At 74.1% G+C, this 18,984-nt stretch carries 17 protein-coding genes; 7 read left to right on the forward strand and 10 right to left on the reverse strand.

What is annotated here, in order from left to right; genetic code table 11:
- Nucleotides 1-108: 108 nt before the first annotated feature.
- Complete coding sequence (gene typA / locus ACPFP2_RS19165; RefSeq protein WP_424090538.1) at nucleotides 109-1,977, forward strand: translational GTPase TypA; 1,869 nt, start codon at nucleotides 109-111, stop codon at nucleotides 1,975-1,977.
- Nucleotides 1,978-2,225: 248 nt separating this feature from the next.
- Here the strand turns inward: typA and ACPFP2_RS19170 are convergent, their stop codons facing one another.
- Nucleotides 2,226-2,891, reverse strand: coding sequence for a class I SAM-dependent methyltransferase (locus tag ACPFP2_RS19170; RefSeq protein ID WP_424090539.1), 666 nt, complete (start codon nucleotides 2,889-2,891; stop codon nucleotides 2,226-2,228).
- A gap of 69 nt (nucleotides 2,892-2,960) precedes the next feature.
- Here ACPFP2_RS19170 and ACPFP2_RS19175 point away from each other — a divergent pair, with 69 nt between their 5' ends.
- On the forward strand, nucleotides 2,961-3,827 hold the full coding sequence (locus tag ACPFP2_RS19175; protein WP_424090540.1) for a serine hydrolase: 867 nt from the start codon (nucleotides 2,961-2,963) through the stop codon (nucleotides 3,825-3,827).
- A 27-nt stretch (nucleotides 3,828-3,854) separates the two neighbouring features.
- On the opposite strand, the gene ACPFP2_RS19180 is transcribed toward ACPFP2_RS19175, so the two are convergent.
- Complete coding sequence (locus ACPFP2_RS19180) at nucleotides 3,855-4,652, reverse strand: tyrosine-protein phosphatase (protein ID WP_424090541.1); 798 nt, start codon at nucleotides 4,650-4,652, stop codon at nucleotides 3,855-3,857.
- A 45-nt stretch (nucleotides 4,653-4,697) separates the two neighbouring features.
- Here ACPFP2_RS19180 and ACPFP2_RS19185 point away from each other — a divergent pair, with 45 nt between their 5' ends.
- Both ACPFP2_RS19185 and ACPFP2_RS19190 read left to right on the forward strand, forming a co-directional pair.
- Complete coding sequence (locus ACPFP2_RS19185) at nucleotides 4,698-5,795, forward strand: mandelate racemase/muconate lactonizing enzyme family protein (protein WP_424090542.1); 1,098 nt, start codon at nucleotides 4,698-4,700, stop codon at nucleotides 5,793-5,795.
- A gap of 54 nt (nucleotides 5,796-5,849) precedes the next feature.
- Nucleotides 5,850-6,767 (forward strand): NlpC/P60 family protein, encoded by a 918-nt coding sequence (locus tag ACPFP2_RS19190; RefSeq protein ID WP_424090543.1) that lies wholly within the window; start codon nucleotides 5,850-5,852, stop codon nucleotides 6,765-6,767.
- Nucleotides 6,768-6,824: 57 nt separating this feature from the next.
- Here ACPFP2_RS19190 and ACPFP2_RS19195 read toward each other — a convergent pair whose 3' ends face one another.
- The 3 genes from ACPFP2_RS19195 to pnuC form a co-directional block, all read right to left on the reverse strand.
- A complete protein-coding gene (locus ACPFP2_RS19195) occupies nucleotides 6,825-7,823 on the reverse strand; it encodes a TerC family protein (RefSeq protein WP_424090544.1) in 999 nt (332 codons plus the stop codon).
- Nucleotides 7,824-8,193: 370 nt separating this feature from the next.
- Complete coding sequence (locus ACPFP2_RS19200) at nucleotides 8,194-9,282, reverse strand: AAA family ATPase (protein ID WP_424090545.1); 1,089 nt, start codon at nucleotides 9,280-9,282, stop codon at nucleotides 8,194-8,196.
- Entirely contained in the window at nucleotides 9,279-9,932 is a 654-nt protein-coding gene (gene pnuC, locus ACPFP2_RS19205; RefSeq protein ID WP_424090546.1) for a nicotinamide riboside transporter PnuC, read from the reverse strand. The genes ACPFP2_RS19200 and pnuC overlap by 4 nt, the downstream gene beginning before the upstream one ends.
- Before the next feature lie 105 nt (nucleotides 9,933-10,037).
- Between pnuC and ACPFP2_RS19210 the strand changes: the two genes are divergently transcribed.
- Together ACPFP2_RS19210 and ACPFP2_RS19215 are read left to right on the forward strand one after the other, a co-directional pair.
- A complete protein-coding gene (locus tag ACPFP2_RS19210) occupies nucleotides 10,038-10,331 on the forward strand; it encodes an antibiotic biosynthesis monooxygenase family protein (protein ID WP_424090547.1) in 294 nt (97 codons plus the stop codon).
- A 155-nt stretch (nucleotides 10,332-10,486) separates the two neighbouring features.
- Nucleotides 10,487-11,245, forward strand: a complete 759-nt coding sequence (locus ACPFP2_RS19215; protein WP_424090548.1) for an SDR family oxidoreductase — start codon at nucleotides 10,487-10,489, stop codon at nucleotides 11,243-11,245.
- 65 nt (nucleotides 11,246-11,310) lie between these two features.
- On the opposite strand, the gene ACPFP2_RS19220 is transcribed toward ACPFP2_RS19215, so the two are convergent.
- The 4 genes from ACPFP2_RS19220 to uvrB all read right to left on the reverse strand — a co-directional run bounded on the left by ACPFP2_RS19220 (nucleotide 11,311) and on the right by uvrB (nucleotide 15,766).
- Nucleotides 11,311-12,225: a DUF5753 domain-containing protein gene (locus tag ACPFP2_RS19220; protein ID WP_424090549.1), complete on the reverse strand. Its 915-nt coding sequence runs from the start codon at nucleotides 12,223-12,225 to the stop codon at nucleotides 11,311-11,313.
- Nucleotides 12,226-12,431: 206 nt separating this feature from the next.
- The gene (locus tag ACPFP2_RS19225; RefSeq protein WP_424090550.1) at nucleotides 12,432-12,800 is read right to left on the reverse strand and encodes a VOC family protein; all 369 of its coding nucleotides are present in this window, start codon (nucleotides 12,798-12,800) and stop codon (nucleotides 12,432-12,434) included.
- A 24-nt stretch (nucleotides 12,801-12,824) separates the two neighbouring features.
- Complete coding sequence (locus ACPFP2_RS19230; RefSeq protein ID WP_424090596.1) at nucleotides 12,825-13,634, reverse strand: helix-turn-helix domain-containing protein; 810 nt, start codon at nucleotides 13,632-13,634, stop codon at nucleotides 12,825-12,827.
- 26 nt (nucleotides 13,635-13,660) lie between these two features.
- The gene (uvrB, locus tag ACPFP2_RS19235; RefSeq protein WP_424090551.1) at nucleotides 13,661-15,766 is read right to left on the reverse strand and encodes an excinuclease ABC subunit UvrB; all 2,106 of its coding nucleotides are present in this window, start codon (nucleotides 15,764-15,766) and stop codon (nucleotides 13,661-13,663) included.
- Between the two features lie 305 nt (nucleotides 15,767-16,071).
- Between uvrB and ACPFP2_RS19240 the strand changes: the two genes are divergently transcribed.
- The gene (locus ACPFP2_RS19240) at nucleotides 16,072-17,655 is read left to right on the forward strand and encodes a hypothetical protein (protein ID WP_424090552.1); all 1,584 of its coding nucleotides are present in this window, start codon (nucleotides 16,072-16,074) and stop codon (nucleotides 17,653-17,655) included.
- Nucleotides 17,656-17,685: 30 nt separating this feature from the next.
- Here the strand turns inward: ACPFP2_RS19240 and coaE are convergent, their stop codons facing one another.
- Complete coding sequence (coaE, locus tag ACPFP2_RS19245) at nucleotides 17,686-18,867, reverse strand: dephospho-CoA kinase (protein WP_424090553.1); 1,182 nt, start codon at nucleotides 18,865-18,867, stop codon at nucleotides 17,686-17,688.
- Between the last annotated feature and the right edge of the window lie 117 nt (nucleotides 18,868-18,984).

Consider the following 18,984-nt stretch of genomic DNA (forward strand, 5'->3'; position numbering starts at 1 on the left):
ATGCCAGCCGTTGGAACGGTCGGGACAGCAGTTTCGGCAGAGATCCGGGCGATCTCGGGGGTGACCCCGACACGTGCCCCGGCAACCGCAGACAGGAGTATGGAGGGTATGCAGCTTCGCACCGACCTCCGCAACGTCGCCATCATCGCCCACGTCGACCACGGCAAGACGACCCTGGTCGACGCCATGTTGCGGCAGGCCGGCGCCTACGGCGCCCGTGGTGAGACCACCGATCGGGTCATGGACTCGATGGACCTCGAACGGGAAAAGGGCATCACCATCCTCGCCAAGAACACCGGCGTGCGGTACATGCCGGCCGACGGGTCCGAGCCGGTCACCATCAACATCATCGACACCCCCGGCCACGCCGACTTCGGCGGCGAGGTCGAGCGGGGCCTGACCATGGTCGACGGGGTGGTGCTGCTGGTCGACGCCAGCGAGGGCCCGCTGCCGCAGACCCGGTTCGTGCTGCGCAAGGCGCTGCGCGCCCGGATGCCGATCATCCTGGTGATCAACAAGGTGGACCGTCCGGACGCCCGGATCAAGGAGGTCGTGGACGACACCTACGAACTCTTCCTCGACCTGGACGCCGACGAGGAGCAGATCGACTTCCCGATCGTCTACGCCTGCGCCCGCGACGGCATCGCCTCGCTGACCCAGCCGGCCGACGGCTCGGTGCCGGGCGACAGCAGCTCCCTCGAGCCGCTGTTCCGCACCCTGCTCGACACCATCCCCCCGCCCGCGTACGAGGAGGAGGCGCCGCTGCAGGCGCACGTCACCAACCTCGACGCCTCGCCGTTCCTCGGCCGGCTCGCGCTGTGCCGGGTCCGGCAGGGCACGATCAGCAAGGGCCAGACGGTGGCCTGGTGCCGCACCGACGGCAGCACCCAGCGGGTCCGCATCTCCGAGCTGCTGATGACCGAGGGCCTGGAGCGCAAGCCGGCCGACTCGGCCGGCCCGGGCGACATCATCGCCGTCGCCGGCATCCCGGAGATCATGATCGGTGAGACCCTGGCGGACGCGGAGAACCCGATCCCGCTGCCGCTGATCACCGTCGACGAGCCGGCCATCTCGATGACCATCGGCACCAACACCTCCCCGCTGGTGGGCCGGGTCAAGGGCGCCAAGGTCACCGCCCGGATGGTGAAGGACCGCCTCGACAAGGAGCTGGTCGGCAACGTCTCGCTGCGGGTCCTGCCGACCGAGCGGCCGGACGCCTGGGAGGTGCAGGGCCGTGGTGAGCTGGCGCTGGCCATCCTGGTCGAGCAGATGCGCCGGGAGAACTACGAGCTGACCGTCGGCAAGCCGCAGGTGGTCACCCGGGAGATCGACGGCAAGGTCTGCGAGCCGGTCGAGCGGCTGACCATCGACGCCCCCGAGGAGTACCTCGGCGCGATCACCCAGCTCCTGGCGACCCGCAAGGGGCGGATGGAGCAGCTGGTCAACCACGGCACCGGCTGGATCCGGATGGAGTGGCTGGTCCCGGCCCGTGGCCTGATCGGTTTCCGCACCGAGTTCCTCACCGACACCCGCGGCACCGGCATCCTGCACCACGTCTTCGAGTCCTACGAGCCGTGGTTCGGCGAGCTGCGTACCCGGCAGAACGGCTCGCTGGTCGCCGACCGGGCGGGCGCGGTCACCTCGTTCGCCATGATCAACCTTCAGGAGCGCGGGCAGCTCTTCGTCGAGCCGACCACCGAGGTGTACGAGGGCATGATCGTCGGGGAGAACTCCCGCTCCGACGACATGGACGTCAACATCACCAAGGAGAAGAAGCTCACCAACATGCGGGCCTCGACCTCCGACGAGACCGAGAAGCTGATCCCGCCGCGCAAGCTGTCGCTGGAACAGGCGCTGGAGTTCTGCCGCGAGGACGAGTGCGTCGAGGTCACCCCGGCCGCGGTGCGCATCCGCAAGGTGGTGCTGGACCAGACCCAGCGCGGCCGGATGGCGGCCCGCCGCAAGCACGCCGGCTGATCATCCCCGGCCCCCACCGGAGCCCCGGCCGTCCCTGACGGTCGGGGCTCCGGCCCTTCCCAGCCCGGTCACGCGGAACGCCTGGTGCCCACCCCGCCCTGACCCGGCCCCCGCCCTTGGCGTCCGGAGCGGTGAGGCCGGACCGGTGGCGCCGAACCCGTGAGGCCCGAGCGGCGGGACGGGCCGATGGGCGGTGTCGGCAGCGGGCCGGACGGATCGGGGCGTGCCGGACGTGACGTGGCCGGGGGTCAGGCCGGCCTGGCGGCCCGGAGGGCGAAGAGGTCGGGAATCGGGCCGGAGCCGGACTCGGTGGTACGGGTGAGGGTGAGGCCGGCGTCGGTGACCGCGTTGAGCAGGTCGGCCAGCGGAACGTGCCAGGCGCCGACGCGGGCCCGCACGCCGTGCACCGACCAGGCACGGAAGCTGCGCTCGCGCTCGGCGTACCCGCCGTCGACGACGATCCGCTCCGGGTCGGACCGGTCGGCGAACGAACCGATGAAGCAGGGGTGCACCCCGACGTGGACGAAGTGCCCGCCGGGCACCAGCACCCGGGCCGCCTCGGCGATCACCGCCGGGTAGTCGGGGACGTCGGTGTGGGCGAGCACGCAGGCCACCGCCGGCACCGAGGCGTCGGCGACCGGCAGCACGGCGGCGTCGGCGCGGGCCACCGGAAGCCGGGCACGGGCGTGCCGCAGCTGGCCGCCGGAGAGGTCCACGCCGACCGGGTCCCAGCCCAGCCGGCGCAGCTCGGCGGCGTGCGCCCCGGTGCCGCAGCACAGGTCGAGGCAACGGCCGGGCCCGTCGCCCAGCAGCTCGGCGAGCTGCCGGCGGACCCGGCTCATGTAGTCGGCGGAAGTGTCGGTGACGAACTCCTCGTACCAGTCGGCGTGGGCGTCGTACGCGGCAACCGTCATGTCCGCACGCTAGGCCCTCGGGCGGGCTCGCGCCGCCCCGTCGCGGCGGGATCCGCTACGGTCACCGACATGATCTGGGACGACCTCGACGCCCACCTGGACCGGGTGCCCGGCACCGTCTCCGCGTACGTGGGGCGGCTCGACGCGCCGCCCACCTGGACCCGACAGGCCGGGGCGACCCACTACGCGGCCAGCACCATGAAGGTCGCGGTGCTGCTCGCGCTGCACCGCGCCGCCGAGACCGGCGAACTGGACCTCGACGCCCCGGTCGCCGTGGCCAACGAGTTCGACTCCGCCCTGCCCGGCGCGCCCCGGTTCTCCTGCGCCCGGCACTACGACAACGACGAGGCGGTCTGGGAACGGCTCGGCGACAGCGCCCCGCTGCGCTGGCTCGCCCACCGGATGATCACCCGGTCGAGCAACCTGGCCACCAACATCGTCATCGGCCGGGTGGGCCTGCCCGCCGTGGCCCGGGCGTGGGCCCTGGCCGGCGCGCGGCACAGCGTCACCGGCCGGGGCATCGAGGACTTCGCCGCGCGGGACGCCGGCATCACCAACCTGGTCACCGCCGCCGACCTGGCCGCGCTGCTCGCCGGCCTGGCCGGCGGGGCCCACCGGCCCGGACCGCTGGCCTCACCCGCCGGCTGCGCCGCCATGCTGGACGTGCTGCTCGCCCAGGAACACCGCGAGGACCTGGCCTCCGGGCTGCCGGCCGGCACCCGGATCGCGCACAAGAACGGCTGGGTACGCGGTGTGCGCCACGGCGCCGGGGTGGTCCTCCCCGACGACGCCCCGCCGTACGTGATCGCCGTCTGCACCACCACCGACCTGGCCGACGGCGGCGCGAGCGGCGAGGAGGTCGAGGACGACGCCTGCCGGCTCATCGCCGACGTGTCGGCCACGGTGTGGGCGGCCCGGCACGACCTGGCCGGCTGAGCGGGCCGGACACCGGGCGCGGCGGGGTCACTCCAGCAGGTTGTCCCGCAGCGCGGCGCGCACCTCGTCGGTGACGCCCAGCCCGTCGCGCAGGTACGCCTCGAACGACCCGTGCACCCGGCGCACCTCGTCGTACGCGGCGTCCAGGTACTCCGGGCGCACCTCCAGCACCGGCCGCACGGTCTGCGGGTCCAGCGCCGGATGCCGTCGCGCCATCGCCTCCAGCAGCACCTCGCGCAGGCTGAGGCTCAGTTCGTTGTTGCGCAGGTAGTCGGCCCGGATCTCCGCGTCGTCCACCCCCAGCGCGGTCAGCAGCACCACCGCCAGCCAGCCGGTGCGGTCCTTGCCGGCCGAGCAGTGGAACAGCAGCGGCAGGTTGCGCGCCTCGGCGGCCAGCCGCACCGCCGTACCGAACCCGGCCCGGGCCGACTCCCCGGTGACGAACCAGCGGTAGATCGCCGCCATCGCCGCCGGCGTGCCCTCCTCTGCCAGCTCGTCGTACGCCTCCAGGTCGTGGCCGAGCAGCACCGCAGAGACGTACGTGAAGACCGGGTGCGCCGGGTCGTGCACGGGCAGGTGCACCACTCGCGGCTCCCCCACCAGCCGGTCCGCCGGGGCGACCGACATCTCGGAGGCGTCCCGCAGGTCCACCACGCAGGCCGGCGCCAGCTTGCCCAGCACCGGCAGGTCCTCATCGGTCAGCCGGCCCAGCGCCGGGGTGCGCAGCAGCCGGCCGGCGCGTACCCGGCGGCCGTCGGCGGTGCTCATCCCACCCAGGTCACGCGCGTTCGGCGCACCCACCAGTTCCCAGTCCCGCCCGTCCATCTTCGGTACCCCTCCCCCTGTCCGGCTGCGTATAGGGTGCCGCACATGACGATCGCCGCGGTACGCACCCACCGGCTTTCCGCCCCCTTACACACGCCGTTCGTCACCGCGCTGCGGCGCACCACCACGGTGGACACGCTGGTGGTGGAGGTGTTCGACGAGGACGGGCGCTCCGGTTTCGGGGAGGCGCCGCAGGTCTGGCAGGTCACCGGCGCGTCGGTGACCGGCGCCGAGACGTGCGTGCGCGACGTGCTGGGCCCCGCGGTCGTCGGCCGGGACGCCGACGACCTGGTGGCCCGCTGCGCCGAGGTGCAGGCGGCGGTCGCCGGCAACGAGTCGGCGAAGGCGGCGCTGGACGTCGCGCTGCACGACCTGGCGGCGCGGCGACTCGGCGTACCCCTGGTGCGGCTGCTCGGCGGCACGGCGCTGCGCGTCCCGACGGACGTCACGCTGGCCGCCGGCGACGCGGTGGAGTTGGCGGCTTCGGCCCGGCAGCGCCGGGCCGAGGGCTTCGACGTGCTCAAGCTCAAGGTGGGCACGGACGCCGCGGGCGACCTGGACCGGGTCCGCGCGGTGCGGGCGGCCGTCGGTCCGGGGGTGCGCGTGCGGCTGGACGCCAACCAGGGCTGGACGCCCCGCGAGGCGGTCCGGGTGATCCGCGGCATCGAGGACGCCGGGCTCGACGTCGAACTGGTCGAGCAGCCGGTGCCCCAATGGGACCTGGACGGGCTGGCCTGGGTCAGCGACCGGGTGACCGTGCCGATCCTGGCCGACGAGTCGGTCTTCGGGGTTCGCGACCTGGTCGAGGTGATCCGCCGGCGGGCGGCCGACATGGTGAACGTGAAGCTGGCCAAGTGCGGCGGCCTGCAGCCCGCCCGCACGCTGCTGGACCTCGCCCGCGCGCACGGCATGGGCACGGTCGTCGGCTCGATGATGGAGAGCGCGGTCGGCGTCGGCGCCGCCGCGAGCCTGGTCGCCGCGTACCGCACCAGCGCCGTGTCCGATCTCGACGCCGCCTGGTGGCTGGCCTGGTCGCCGGTGCGCGGCGGCATCCGGTACGACGGCGCGGGCGTCGTACTGCCCGACGCCCCGGGGCTCGGCATCTCCTCGGTGACTGAAGTAAAAGTGCAACAGCACGGTTGATGATCGTTGGTTTTCTTCATAGGGTCGGGTAGGCGCCCGCAACCGGAGGTCGACGTGAAGCTGCAACCGGGCCGCGAGGCCGTCGTCCGGGTCTCCGTCGCCACGCTCTGGGCCGACCCCGGCGCGGTACGGCCCGCCGACCGCCCCGCCCTCGCCCCGCACACCGACATCCCCGCCTGGATCGCCGGGATGGACGCCGACCAGCGGGTCGGCGACTGCGTGCTCACCCAGCTCCTGCTCGGTGAACGGGTGCTCGTCACCGCGCTGCGCCCGGACGGCTGGGCGCACGTCGTCGCCCTCGGCCAGCCGTCCGCGAAGCTCGATCCACACGGCTACCCCGGCTGGCTGCCCACCGCGCAGCTCGCCCCCGCCGACCCGGCGCCCCCGGCCGGCGCCCCGCTGGTCGTCGACGCGGCCGTCACCACGCTGCACACCGCGCCGGGCGGCCCCGCGGCGCTGTCCGGAGTCGTGCTGGGCACCCGGATCGATCCGGCCGGCACGCCCGCCGACGGCTGGCAGCCGGTGTGCGTCCCCGGACGTCCCGGCCCGCTCTGGGCGCCGGAGGCGGACGTGGTCGCCCTGCCCACCGGGCACCCGAAGCCGACCGAGGTGCTGGCCCTGGCCGAGCGGCTGCGCGACGTGGTCTACGTCTGGGGCGGGCTCTCCGGCCACGGCATCGACTGCTCGGGACTGGTGCACCTGGCCTGGCGCCGGTTCGGGGTGACCCTGCCCCGGGACGCCGACGACCAGGCCGGCGCGACCACCGAGGTGCCGCTCGGCGAGGAACGCCCTGGCGACCTCTACTTCTTCGCCCGTCCCGGCCGGCACATCCACCACGTCGGCATCGTCACCGCCGAACCCACGACCGACGAACGGCGGATGCTGCACGCCTGCTACCGGCAGCGCCGGGTCCTGGAGGAGGCGCTGCCACCCGAGCGGGTGGCCACCCTGGTGGCCGTCCGGCGGGTCTGACCCGTACGCGTAGGGGCGCCCTCCGGGTGGAGGGCGCCCCTACGTCAGGTGCCCGGGTCAGCGGCGGGCGTCGGCCAGTTCGCGGCGACGGTCCCGGGAGGACTTGACCAGGCTGGCGACGGTGGCCGCGGCGAGGGTGCCGAGGATGACCGTCAGCGAGAGCCAGATCGGGATGTGCGGGGCCCAGCCGACGTGCTCGCCACCGTTGATGAACGGCAACTGGTTGTCGGCCAGCGCCTCCAGCACCAGCTTGACGCCGATGAAGCCGAGCACCACCGCCAGGCCGTAGCTGAGGTAGATCAGCCGGTCCAGCAGGCCGCCGAGCAGGAAGTAGAGCTGACGCAATCCCATCAGCGCGAACACGTTCGCGGTGAAGACCAGGTACGGCTCCTGGGTGATGCCGAAGATCGCGGGGATGGAGTCCAGCGCGAAGATCAGGTCGGTGGTGCCGATGGCGATCATCACGATCAGCATCGGGGTGAACAGCCGCTTGCCGGCCTGGTACGTGGTCAGCTTCGCGCCGTCGTAGTCCTTGGAGATCGGCAGCGCCTTGCGGCTCCACCGGATCAGCACGTTCTCGCTGAACTCGTCCTCGTCCGGCTCGCCCTGGCGGGCCAGGTTGACCGCCGTGTAGATCAGGAACGCGCCGAAGATGTAGAAGACCCAGGAGAACTGGGAGATCAGCGCCGCGCCGGCCGCGATGAAGCCACCGCGCATGACCAGGGCCAGCACGATGCCGATGAGCAGCACCTTCTGCTGGTACTGCCGGGGCACCCCGAACCGGGCCATGATGATGACGAAGACGAAGAGGTTGTCCACCGAGAGGCTGTACTCGGTGAGCCAGCCGGTGTAGAACTGTCCGGCCACGCTCGCGCCGGAGGTGAGCCAGAGACCCGCGCCGAAGAGCAGGGCCAGGCCCACGTAGAAGCCGACCCAGATGCTCGACTCACGGATGCTGGGCTCGTGCGGGCGGCGACCGACGATGAAGAGGTCGACGAGGAGCATCGCCGTCATCGCGACGAGCGTTCCCGCCCACACCATTCCGGACACGTTCAATCCATTCCTCCGGCAGACACGCGGCGTCGGGCACACCGTACGCCCGGGTCAGGGCGGCGCGGGTGGCGACGCGGACTCTGGTGACTGTCGGAGGTCTCTTCCGCCGACGGCCCGCGAGCGGGACGTCGACCGACGGAGCCGGGTCGGGTGCCGGGGGTTGGCGGTCGACCGTGCTGACGACTCCGTCGCGAGGGAATACTCCCCTCCTCGGCCGCCATTGTTCACCATCCCGACCGAACAGCGCATCTCCAGGATCCCTGATTGCCGGCAGCATCACGTTCCGACAGCGGACGCCGTCACCGCCCCTACGGCTTCCTAGGAGGCTAGGTGTCGAGGTCTCCACCCCTCCGCCGGGCAGCGGACGTGCGGCTCAGCCCGGTGCCGTCAAGGGGTCCGCGAGGGACCAACCGGCGGCCAGCAACGCGTCGCAGGCCGCCACCGCCCGGGCCAGCCGCACCGGAGGCGGCCCGGTGAGTTCGATCACCGGCACCCCGCACCCGGCCAGCTCGGCCCGGAACCGCTCGGTCATCCAGGCCCGCAGGTGCGCGCCGTCACGCAGCCCGTCGTCGTCGAACGGCACCCCGGCGTGGTCGGTGAGCAGATACAACGCCGGCCGTCGGGCCGCCGCCCGGACCCGCTCCGACGCCGAGCCCAGGTAGCGCTCCTCCCAGACCGCGGTCGCCCGGGCGTCGGTGTCGCAGACCAGCAGCGGGCCGCTCGACCGCGCCGCGGCGTCCTCCGCCGCCTGCTGGGCGCGGACCACCTCGACGAAGTCGGCGGCGTCCCAGGTGACGTCGAAGACCGTCGCCGCCGGCCGACGGACCCGCAGCCGGGCCAGCTTGCGCGCGGTCAACTCCCGGCCGTACTCCGGCACCCAGGCCGTGCCGTAGTGAGCGGCGAGGGCGGCGGCCATCGTGGTGGTGCCGGTGGACTCCGCCCCGACCACCACCACCCGCCGGACGAACCAGGCCCGCACCGGCGGGCTCAGTGCCGCCCAGTGCCCTGCCGGGTCCGCCCGCACCGCCGTGCCGGAGACCGGCACGACGCGCCGGTCCGGGTCCACGCAGACCGCCGTGGCGTCGAACCGCCGGGCCAGTTCCCCGCCGTACGCCTCGGAGGAGAACACCGCGTCCACCGCACGTCCGCCCAGCGCGGACCGGAAGACCGCGCAGTGCGCGTCCCAGGCCGCCGGGTCGGCGTAGTCGACCGGGTGGTCGTCGTAGCGGCCGACGAACCGGACCCAGGGGGTGTGCGCGTGCGCCTCGCGCAGCCAGTCCAGCCGCAGCGCGAGCGGGATCGACTCCCGGCGCGACGGGGCGACCACCACGGTGACCGCCGCGCAGCGGGCCGCGGCGGCCTCGATCAGCGCGTGGTGCCCGGCATGCGGCGGGTAGAACTTGCCGACCACCATGCCGTGTCGGAACTCCGGCCGGGCCGGACCGGCGGACAAAGCGCTCACGCGGTCACCGGGGCCGGACCCGGCGGCACCACGCTCGGGGTGCCGGCACGGCGCAGATCGGCCCGCCAGGCCCGCAGACCGAGCACGCAGAGCGCCAGGAAGATCAGGTACAACGCGCCGGTGAGCCAGAGCCCCTTGTACCCGTAGAGCGGGATGTAGATCAGATCGGCCACGATCCACAGCCACCAGCTCTCCACCAGCTTGCGGGTCTGTCCGTAGGTGGCCAGCAGCGACAGCGCGGTGGTGACCGCGTCGGCCAGCGGCACCGTCGAGTCGGTGGCCCGGTCCAGCAGGGCCCAGAGCCCGCCGGTGAGCAGCACACCGACGACCGCCAGCCCGGCCCACTCCCGCCCGGTCGTCCGGCTGACCGTGAGCCGGCCGCGCCGCTCACCGCCGAAGAGCCAGTGGTACCAGCCGTAGAGGCCGAGCAGCACGTAGACCACCTGGAGGCCGGCGTCGGCGTACAGGCCGGCGGTCCAGAAGAGCACCATCAGCAGCAGCACGTTGGCGATGCCGACCGGCCAGTTCACGATGTGCTGCCGGGTGATCAGCCAGACGTTGAGCACCCCGGTGGCGAAGCCGAGCGCCTCCGCCCAGGTCGTCCCGACACCTCCGACGGTGAACGCGACCGCGGTCAACCAGTCCAGCATGATCTGCCCCTCCCCCGACCCCGAGCGATCACCCTAGGGCCGCGCCGCCCGGCGGAGAAGACCCCACCCCGTCGGTCCCGTCGCGCGGCGTGCGAGGCTTCGGGCATGGTGCTTGAGGTCGCGCTCATCGACGTACTGCCCGGACACGAGGACGAATTCGCCGCCGCGTACGCGCAGGCGCACGCCGTCATCACGGCGGCCGAGGGCTGCCGATCGGTCCGGATGACCCGGGGCATCGAGACCCCGACCCGCTTCGTGCTGCTGGTCGAGTGGGACTCGGTGCAGGCGCACGAGGAGAACTTCCGGGCCACCGAGGCGTTCGGGAAGTGGCGCGCGCTGATCGGTCCGCACTTCGCCGGCCCGCCCCACGTCGAGCACTTCGTCGACGTCCCCGCCTGAGCCGGACTCGATCCACACCCGTCTTTGTCGGACCCCCGGGTTACCGTGCGGCACACGCGCGGCACACCGGCCCCGACGCGTTCGGGGGCGCCGGGTCCGGTGACCGCGTGACATTCCCGTTGCGGCGATCGGGGCGGTTGGGTTGACTGACGATCATGACTGATCGCGTGGCGCTGGTGACCGGGGTGAGCAGGCGGATCGGCATCGGCGCCGCAGTCGCCCGGGCGCTCGCCGCCGACGGGTACCGGCTGCTGCTGACCGGCCTGCCGGCCTACGACGACGCCCAGCCCTACGGCGGCGACCCCGACGGCGTGCCCGAGCTCCTCGCCGAACTCGGCGGCGCGGCGGATCACGTTCCCACCGACCTGCTCGACCCGACCGCTCCCGCCGCGCTGGTCGCCGAGGCGATCCGCCGGCACGGCCGGCTCGACGTGGTGACGGCCGTGCACGCGTACTCCACCCACACGCCGCTCGGCACACTCGACGCCGGTGAGATCGACCGGCACCTACTGGTCAACGTCCGGGCCACGCTGCTGCTCGCCGAGGCGTTCGCCGCGACCTTCGCCGGGGCGGACGGCCGGCTGGTGCTCTTCTCCAGCGGCCAGCGGCTCGGCCCGATGCCGAGCGAACTGGCCTACGCGGCCAGCAAGGCGGGCGTGGAGAACCTCACCGTCCAGCTCGCCCCACTGCTGATGCCGCGCGGCATCACCGTCAACTGCGTCAACCCGGGACCGACCGACACCGGGTACGCCCCGCCGGACGCGCACGCCGCCGTGGCGAGCCTCTTCCCCGGGGGCCGCTGGGGCACCCCGGAGGACGCCGCCCGGCTGGTCCGCTTCCTCTGCTCGCCCGAGGCCGGCTGGATCACCGGCCAGGTGATCGACTCGGAGGGCGGCTTCCACCGGTACCGGTGAGCCGACCAACGCCGGTCGGCGGGCGGGCGGCGCCGCTCCGGACCCGATCGCGGACGACCCCCGGCTCAGGCCTCCGGTGGCGTGGCGGCGGCCGGATCCGGCGGGTGATGGCCGTTGGCCGCCACGGCCGCCCGGTCGCGCAGCAACGCCAGCGTCTCGTCACCGCCGAGGGCGACCGACGCCAGCCAGTCGCTCATCCGCTCGTAGCGGGCGACGTCGGCGTCGGAGACCAGCCGCACGTCGGCGGTGAGCGTCTCCAGCATGACCGTACGCGGATCGGCCGGGTCGGGGAACGCGTAGCTGGAGTAGCCGGTCAACGGATGCAGCCCGGCGCGGGGCGCGGCGGCACGGGGCACCACGCGAACCGTCACGTGCGGCAGGTCGGCCAGGGCGACCAGGTGCGCCACCTGCTCCCGCCACAGTTCGGGCGACAGGCCGCCCTGGTCGCAGACCCGCTCGTCGAGCAGTGCGGTGTAGCGGGGCGGGTCGGCGCGGCGCAGCACGTCCTGGCGCATGAGTCGGGCCCGCACGTCGGCCTCGACGTCGACCTCGGGGTGCAGCAGCCGGCCGGCGGCGATGCGCTGGCGGGCGTACCCGGGCGACTGGAGCAGGCCGGGCACGACGGCCGGCTGGTACTCCACGATGACCGCCGCGCCCGCCTCCAGTTCGGCGTACGTGCGCTGCCGCTCGTGCATCTCGCCGAGCGTCCGCCACCAGCCGCGACTGGTCGCCGCGTCCCGGGCGATGACGATCAGCGCGTCCCGTTGCGGCGGCGGCACCTGGTAGACGTCCAGCAGGTCGAGCACGTCGGCGAGGTCGGGCCGGCTCTGCCCCAACTCGATGCGGGACAGCTTGGAGGTCGAGGCCCACCCCAGCAGGCCGCAGACCTGCTCCAGGGTGAGCGACCTCAGCCTGCGCAACTGGCGCAACTCGGCGCCGAGTCGCGCGCGTCGAATGACCGGACTCGATGACAACGGCATCCCCGCCTCCCCACGACGGAGGGTACGCAGGACCGTCACACACTGCAATAGCTCGCTTGCGGATAGCGACCGTCCATCGTGTCCGGAGCTGCGGCACCGGGCCCGCCGCGCCCGCCGCCGGCTCGTCGGCACCGGGCCCGCGGGCCGACGGCGGCGCCGGACCGACTCGCCGCGACCGGCGCCCGGCACCGCTGCGCGGGCCGGGGTCAGGGCCGGTACGTGCCGAACGACCAGACGTTGCCGGCGAGGTCCCGGGCGGCGTAGTCGCGCGAGCCGTAGTCGGTGTCGAACGGCTCCCGTACGATCTCCGCGCCCGCCGCCCGGGCGCGCGCGCAGTGCGCGTCGACGTCGTCGAGCGCCACGTAGACCGACCAGTCGTCGTCGGCGGGGCGTGGCCGGTGACCGGCCCGCTCACCGAGCATGATCATTCCGGTGCCGAGGACGAGTTCGGCGTGCGCCACCGCGCCGTCCGGGGCGTCGTGCACCGCGTGCACCTGAAAGCCGAAGGCGGCACAGAGCCAGTCCATCGCGGCGCGGGCGTCGGGATAGCTGAAGACCGGGTAAAGGGTTCGCATGCGCCCACTGTGCCGCCCCGACGGTCAGCCGGGATTGGACGGATGTGACCTGGCCAGGCGCAGCGGGGTCGCGCCGGCGAACTCGTGGAACTCCCGGATCAGGTGCGACTGGTCGTAGTAGCCGTAGTGGGCGGCCACCTCGGCGCCGCCGGGCGGCGGCGCACCCGGCGACCGCCCACCGGTGAGCGCCGCGTGGGCCCGGGCGAAGCGCAGCAGTCGTGCCGTCGTCTTCGGGGGGAGCCCGACCTCGCGCCGGAACACGGTGGCCAGATGGCGACGGCTCCAACCGAGCTCGGCGGCGAGCGAGCCGACGCCCACCCGCCCGGCGCTGCCGGCCAACCGGCCCCAGGCCCACGCCAACCGGGGGTCGACCGGTTCGGTGGCGGCCAGCCGGGCGGCCAGCGCGGCGTCGAGCAACCGGAACCGCCCGGGCCACTGCGGCGTCTCGGCCAACCGGCGGCGCAGCCGGTCGAGCCAGCCGTCGGCGAGCCGGTCCACCGCCACCGCGCGGTTCGCCAACTCGACCAGGGGCACGCCGAGGATCCGGCGAGCGGCCAGCGGGGCGAGCAGCAGTTCCACGCCCGTACCCACCCCCACGGTGCGGGTGGTGCACCAGCCGTCGAACGTGCCGGCCACGAACGAGTCCACCCCGTACGCGCCGCGCTCGGCGCACCGCGGATCGACCACGTCCAGGGGCGCGCCCCAGCCGAGGATCAGCACCACGAAGGCGCCGGCGGCCTCCCGGCGTACCAGGGGCAGCGCGGTCGCCTCCCGATAGCCGACGTACCGGTCGACGAAGCCGCGCAGCCGGACGTCGGGACGGCCCACGACCATCCCCGGCCCGGCCCCGCCCCCGTCCGTCACTTCACGCCTGCGGCGTCCATGCCGCGCAGTTCCTTCTTCAGCTCGGCGACCTCGTCGCGGATCCGGGCGGCGAGCTCGAACTGCAACTCCCGGGCGGCGGCCAGCATCTGGTCGTTGAGCTCCTGGATGAGCTGCGCCAGGTCGGCGCGCGCCATCCCCTCCCGCGACGGGCCGGCGGCGGCCCGGCTGCGGCTGCGGGTCTCCTTGACCGGCGCCTTGCCCCGGGAGAGCTGCCGCACCGCGCCGCCGACCCGCGAGTTCTCGGTGTCCTCCGCCTCGCGGTAGATGTCGTCGAGGATGTCGTGGATCTTCTTACGGAGCGGCTCGGGGCTGATGCCGTGCGCCTCGTTGTGCGCGATCTGCTTGGCCCGCCGGCGGTTGGTCTCGTCGATCGCGGCCGCCATCGACGGGGTGATCTTGTCGGCGTACATGTGGACCTGCCCGGAGACGTTCCGGGCGGCCCGGCCGATGGTCTGGATCAACGACCGGCCGCTGCGCAGGAAGCCCTCCTTGTCGGCGTCGAGGATCGCGACCAGGGAGACCTCGGGCAGGTCCAGGCCCTCGCGGAGCAGGTTGATGCCGACCAGCACGTCGTAGTCGCCCTTGCGCAGCTCGCGCAGCAGCTCGACCCGGCGCAGGGTGTCGACCTCGGAGTGCAGATAGCGCACCCGGATGCCGTTCTCCAGCAGGTAGTCCGAAAGGTCCTCGGCCATCTTCTTGGTCAGCGTGGTGACCAGCACCCGCTCGTCCCGCTCGGTGCGCAGCTTGATCTCGTGCATCAGGTCGTCGATCTGGCCCTTGGTGGGCTTGACCACCACCTCCGGGTCGATCAGGCCGGTCGGCCGGATCACCTGCTCGACGAACTCACCCTGGGCCCGCTCCAGCTCCCACGGGCCGGGGGTGGCGGAGAGATAGACCATCTGGCCCACCCGCTCCAGGAACTCGTCGAAGCGCAGCGGGCGGTTGTCGGCGGCGCTGGGCAGCCGGAAGCCGTGGTCGATGAGCATCCGCTTGCGCGACGCGTCGCCCTCGTACATGCCGCCGATCTGCGGGATGGTGACGTGCGACTCGTCGACCACGGTGAGGAAGTCGTCGGGGAAGTAGTCGAGCAGACAGTGCGGGGGGCTGCCGGGCAGCCGGCCGTCCATGTGCATCGAGTAGTTCTCGATGCCGGAGCAGAAGCCGACCTGCCGCATCATCTCGATGTCGTAGGTGGTGCGCATCCGCAGCCGCTGCGCCTCCAGCAGCTTGCCCTGCCGCTCCAGCTCGGCCAGCCGCTCGCCCAGCTCGGTCTCGATGTCGCGGATCGCCCGCTCCATCCGCTCCGGGCCGGCCGCGTAGTGGGTGGCCGGGAAGATCACCAGCCCGTCGACCTCCTTGACCACGTCGCCGGTGAGCGGGTTGAGGTAGTAGAGCTTCTCCACCTCGTCACCGAAGAGCTCGATCCGGACGGCCAGCTCCTCGTACGCCGGGATGATCTCCAGCGTGTCGCCGCGGACCCGGAACGTCCCCCGCTGGAAGGCCATGTCGTTGCGGGTGTACTGGATGTCGACCAGCCGGCGCAGCAGCTGGTCGCGGTCGAGCTCCTGCCCGACGGCGACCCGCACCGCGCGGTCGAGGTACTCCTCCGGGGTGCCCAGGCCGTAGATCGCGGAGACCGTGGCCACCACGATCACGTCGCGGCGGGTGAGCAGCGACATGGTGGCCGAGTGCCGCAGCCGCTCGACCTCCTCGTTGATCGAGGAGTCCTTCTCGATGTAGGTGTCGGTCTGCGGGATGTACGCCTCGGGCTGGTAGTAGTCGTAGTACGAGACGAAGTACTCCACCGCGTTGTGCGGCAGCAGCTCGCTGAACTCCTTGGCCAGCTGGGCGCAGAGCGTCTTGTTGGGGGCGAGCACCAGGGTCGGCCGCTGCAACCGCTCGACCAGCCACGCCGTGGTGGCGCTCTTGCCGGTGCCGGTCGCGCCGAGCAGCACCGTGTCGCGGTCGCCGCGCCGCACCCGGCGCTCCAGCTCGTCGATCGCGGCCGGCTGGTCACCGGCGGGCTGGAACTCGCTGACGACCTGGAAGCGGCCGTCCAGCCGGGGAATGTCGAGCGCCATGACCTCCACGGTACGCCCGGGGTCCGACACTCCGCGGCCACTACGGTGGGTCCGTGATCGGCTTCGATATTCGCGTTGTGTGGCACATCCCACCCGCGCTAGCCTGGATGCCGTAGGCCGCTCGCGGCGGCCGACCGGGCCGGTGGCCGGGCCCCTCATCGGGCTCCCACCCCCGGCACGCGGGGTCGCAGCACCCGGACATCACCGGCGTGCGCACCCGAGCGTGGTCGCGCCCACGGCGCAGACCGGCCGCCGCGAGCGCCCCTGCGTCGTCACCCTCTCCCCCCGCCGGGCGTTCATCCCTCGTGGAAACCTCCCCCGACCCACGTCGCCGTGGGCGCGGCCGGCGGCGTCGCGACCCGGGCCTGCGCGCCGCCCCGATCCCCCCGGACGTCTCCGCCGGTGAACCTCCCGGCGACGAGCCGGGGCGCCGGCGCACCACCCTGCTCGCCCTGGCAGTGGTCGCCACCGCCTCCGCCGCGGCGCTGGTGGCCGGGTTGCTGAACTGGGCTCCCGCCCCGGCGGGCCCGGCCAGGGCGTTGACCGGGAGCGAGTCCGAGCGGCTGGCCGCGACCCGGGTCACCAACTACCGCGACGTCCGGGCCGGGGTACGCCTCGTCGTCGGCGCCGGCCGGGCCCGCACCGACCTCGTCGGCTGGATCGACTGGGCCCGCCCGCTGGCCTACCTGCACGTGGGCGGGCCGGGCGCCGGGACCGACCGCGGGCTGCTCCAGGCGACCCCCTCGCTCGTCGTGGTCCGGCCCGACCCGACGGCGGGACCGGCGTCGACGCCCCCACCCCTGGACCCGCCCGCCGACCGCTGGCGGCTGCGCGACCTGCCCGCCGGACGAGGGCTGGCCGGCACGCTCGACCTGCTGTTCAGCCTCGGCGCCCGGCAGGCCGACCCCGCCGACCCGCTGCGCCGCGGCGGCGGGCGCTGGGTGGGGCGGGAGACCGTCGGGGGCGAGCCGGTCGACGTGCTCCAGGCCCCGCTGCCCGCGCCCGCCCCGGCCACCCCCACCACCGGCACGCCCGCCCCGCCCGCGGCCGGGGACGGCGATCCGCGCTGGTGGGTCGACCGCGACTCCCGGCTGCACCGGTGGCAGGGACGGCTGCCCGACGGCGCCCCGGTCACCGTCGAGCTGGCCCGCCTCGACCGGCCCACGCTGCGGCCGGTCGACGCGCTGGGCGGCCGAGCGGCACTGCCCCGGGCGCTCACCGACGAGGAGGGCGAGCGGCTGGCCCGGGTGCCCGCCCGGCTGCGCGCCGAGGCGGGCGCCGCCGTCACCGTGACCGCGCCGCTCGGCGCCGCCGCCAACCTGCGCGGCTCCGGCTGGGTGAGCTGGTCCGGCGCGACGGCGTACCTGTCGGTGGCCGAGCTGGACACCCTCGGCCGGCGTACCCTGCTGCGCCGCGACCCGGCCGGATTCGCCCGGGCCGAGGTGCCGGTCGGACCCGGGGCCGGCAGCGCCACCGCCCCGACCGGACCGCCGCTGCCCCCGCCGCCGGATGCCGGCTGGCGCCGCGGCGTACGCCCCGGCGACGACCTCGACCTGCTGGTCGACACCGCCGTCCGGGCGAGCGGCACGCCGCTGCGTCCCGGCGCCGCCGTGCGGCTGCGGACGGACCGGGTCGCCGGGCGGGTGGTGGACGTGGTCGAGCTGCGCGTCCAGGGGCTACGGCTGCGCTACTGGCTGGACCGGACGGGCCTGCCGCGCCGGTTGGAGCTGCGTACCCGCGCCGGCGCATGGGCGCAGCTGGACCTGGCCCCCGGCCCGGTGCCGGCCGGCGTCGGGCCGGCCCGACCGAAGCCGGCCACCGCGAAGGCGACGGCCGGGAAGCCGGGCGCCGCGTCCCGCCCGTCCGGTCGACCCCGGGTGCGCCGCTGACCGGTCAGTGCCGGTGACGGCCGGGTCCGGTCAGGGACGCCAACCGGTCCGGTCGGCCCATTCCTCGGCCCGCAGGTGCTCCTCGTCGAACCAGGGGTCCTTCGCGGTCGCGTAGGCGCCGTTGTCCGGGGCGACCGCCGCCAGCTCCCGCTTCACCATCAGGTAGGCGGCCCGCTGGTCGGGGTCGGCGCGCAGGTGGTCGCGCATCAGCAGGGCGTACCGCCAGCCGGGCGAGCCGGCCACGCGCAGGTGCAGGTACGCCGGACGAGCCGGGTCGGCGCTGCCGTGCAGCCGCTTCTCCCACCGCCCGTCGCCGGCCGGACGGGGGTTGTCCCACCACTCGCCGGGCAGCCGGGGGAAACCGGCCCTGGCCAGGCGCTCGGCCAACGGCCCGTCCGCCTCCTCGAGCGAGTCGACGGTGAGCTGGATGTCGATCACGTCCTTGGCGGCGAGCCCCGGCACGGCGGTCGAGCCGATGTGGTCGACGCGCGGGTCCGCCGGGGCGGCCGCGTGCCGGATCCGGGCGGCGAGCCGGGCGTACTGCTGGGGCCAGGTGGGGTCCGGTTCGGTGAGCACCACCCGCTCGGGGCGCACCGCGTGCCGCTGCCGCACGTTGCGCTCGTAGGGCAGCAGGCGGTCCCGCCAGAGGGCGTCCACCGCCGCGTGCAGCTCGTCCAGGGTGCCGTCGTTGTGCAGCACCACGTCGGCCACCGCCTGCCGGCGGGCGTCGTCGGCCTGCGCGGCGATCCGCCGTTCGGCCTCCGCCCGGGACATGCCCCGGTGCCGGGCCAGCCGCTCCACCCGGGTGGCGACCTCCGTCTGCACGACCACCACCAGGTGGAACGTCGGGGCGAGCCCCACCTCCACCAGCAACGGCACGTCGTTGACGACCACCGCGTCGGCCGGGGCGGCGGCGACGAGTTCGGCGGAGCGGGCCCGGACCCGGGGGTGGGTGATCGCCTCCAGCCGGCGGCGGGCCGTCTCGTCACCGAAGACCAGGGCGCCCAGCGCCGCCCGGTCGAGCGCGCCCTCGGCGTCGAGCACCCGCTCGGAGAAGGCGGCGACGATCTCGGCCAGCCCCTCGGTGCCCGGGGCGACCACCTCGCGGGCGATCCGGTCGGAGTCCACGATCACCGCGCCCCGCTCGGCCAGCCGGGCCGCCACCGCGCTCTTGCCGGACCCGATCCCACCGGTCAAACCCACCATCAGCACCGGACCAGTCAACCGGATCACCGCGCCGACCACAAACCACGCCCGCCGGGCTCCGCCGCTGCGGTTTGCGGCGTGTCGCGGTGTCCGGGTTGCGGGACACCGCGACACGCCGCACGT

It is taken from the genome of Micromonospora citrea (genome assembly GCF_049629545.1).
GTDB classification, from domain to species: Bacteria; Actinomycetota; Actinomycetes; order Mycobacteriales; family Micromonosporaceae; genus Micromonospora; species Micromonospora citrea_A.

Excerpts from the sequence above, each read along its gene's own strand:
- uvrB (WP_424090551.1), bottom strand. The coding sequence starts at position 15,766 with ATGGCGCTCGACATTCCCCGGCTGGACGGCCGCTTCCAGGTCGTCAGC.
- ACPFP2_RS19215 (WP_424090548.1), top strand. The coding sequence starts at position 10,487 with ATGACTGATCGCGTGGCGCTGGTGACCGGGGTGAGCAGGCGGATCGGC.
- ACPFP2_RS19210 (WP_424090547.1), top strand. The coding sequence starts at position 10,038 with ATGGTGCTTGAGGTCGCGCTCATCGACGTACTGCCCGGACACGAGGAC.
- ACPFP2_RS19170 (WP_424090539.1), bottom strand. The coding sequence starts at position 2,891 with ATGACGGTTGCCGCGTACGACGCCCACGCCGACTGGTACGAGGAGTTC.
- ACPFP2_RS19180 (WP_424090541.1), bottom strand. The coding sequence starts at position 4,652 with ATGGACGGGCGGGACTGGGAACTGGTGGGTGCGCCGAACGCGCGTGAC.
- pnuC (WP_424090546.1), bottom strand. The coding sequence starts at position 9,932 with ATGCTGGACTGGTTGACCGCGGTCGCGTTCACCGTCGGAGGTGTCGGG.
- typA (WP_424090538.1), top strand. The coding sequence starts at position 109 with ATGCAGCTTCGCACCGACCTCCGCAACGTCGCCATCATCGCCCACGTC.
- ACPFP2_RS19225 (WP_424090550.1), bottom strand. The coding sequence starts at position 12,800 with ATGCGAACCCTTTACCCGGTCTTCAGCTATCCCGACGCCCGCGCCGCG.
- ACPFP2_RS19220 (WP_424090549.1), bottom strand. The coding sequence starts at position 12,225 with ATGCCGTTGTCATCGAGTCCGGTCATTCGACGCGCGCGACTCGGCGCC.
- ACPFP2_RS19230 (WP_424090596.1), bottom strand. The coding sequence starts at position 13,634 with ATGGTCGTGGGCCGTCCCGACGTCCGGCTGCGCGGCTTCGTCGACCGG.
- ACPFP2_RS19185 (WP_424090542.1), top strand. The coding sequence starts at position 4,698 with ATGACGATCGCCGCGGTACGCACCCACCGGCTTTCCGCCCCCTTACAC.
- ACPFP2_RS19175 (WP_424090540.1), top strand. The coding sequence starts at position 2,961 with ATGATCTGGGACGACCTCGACGCCCACCTGGACCGGGTGCCCGGCACC.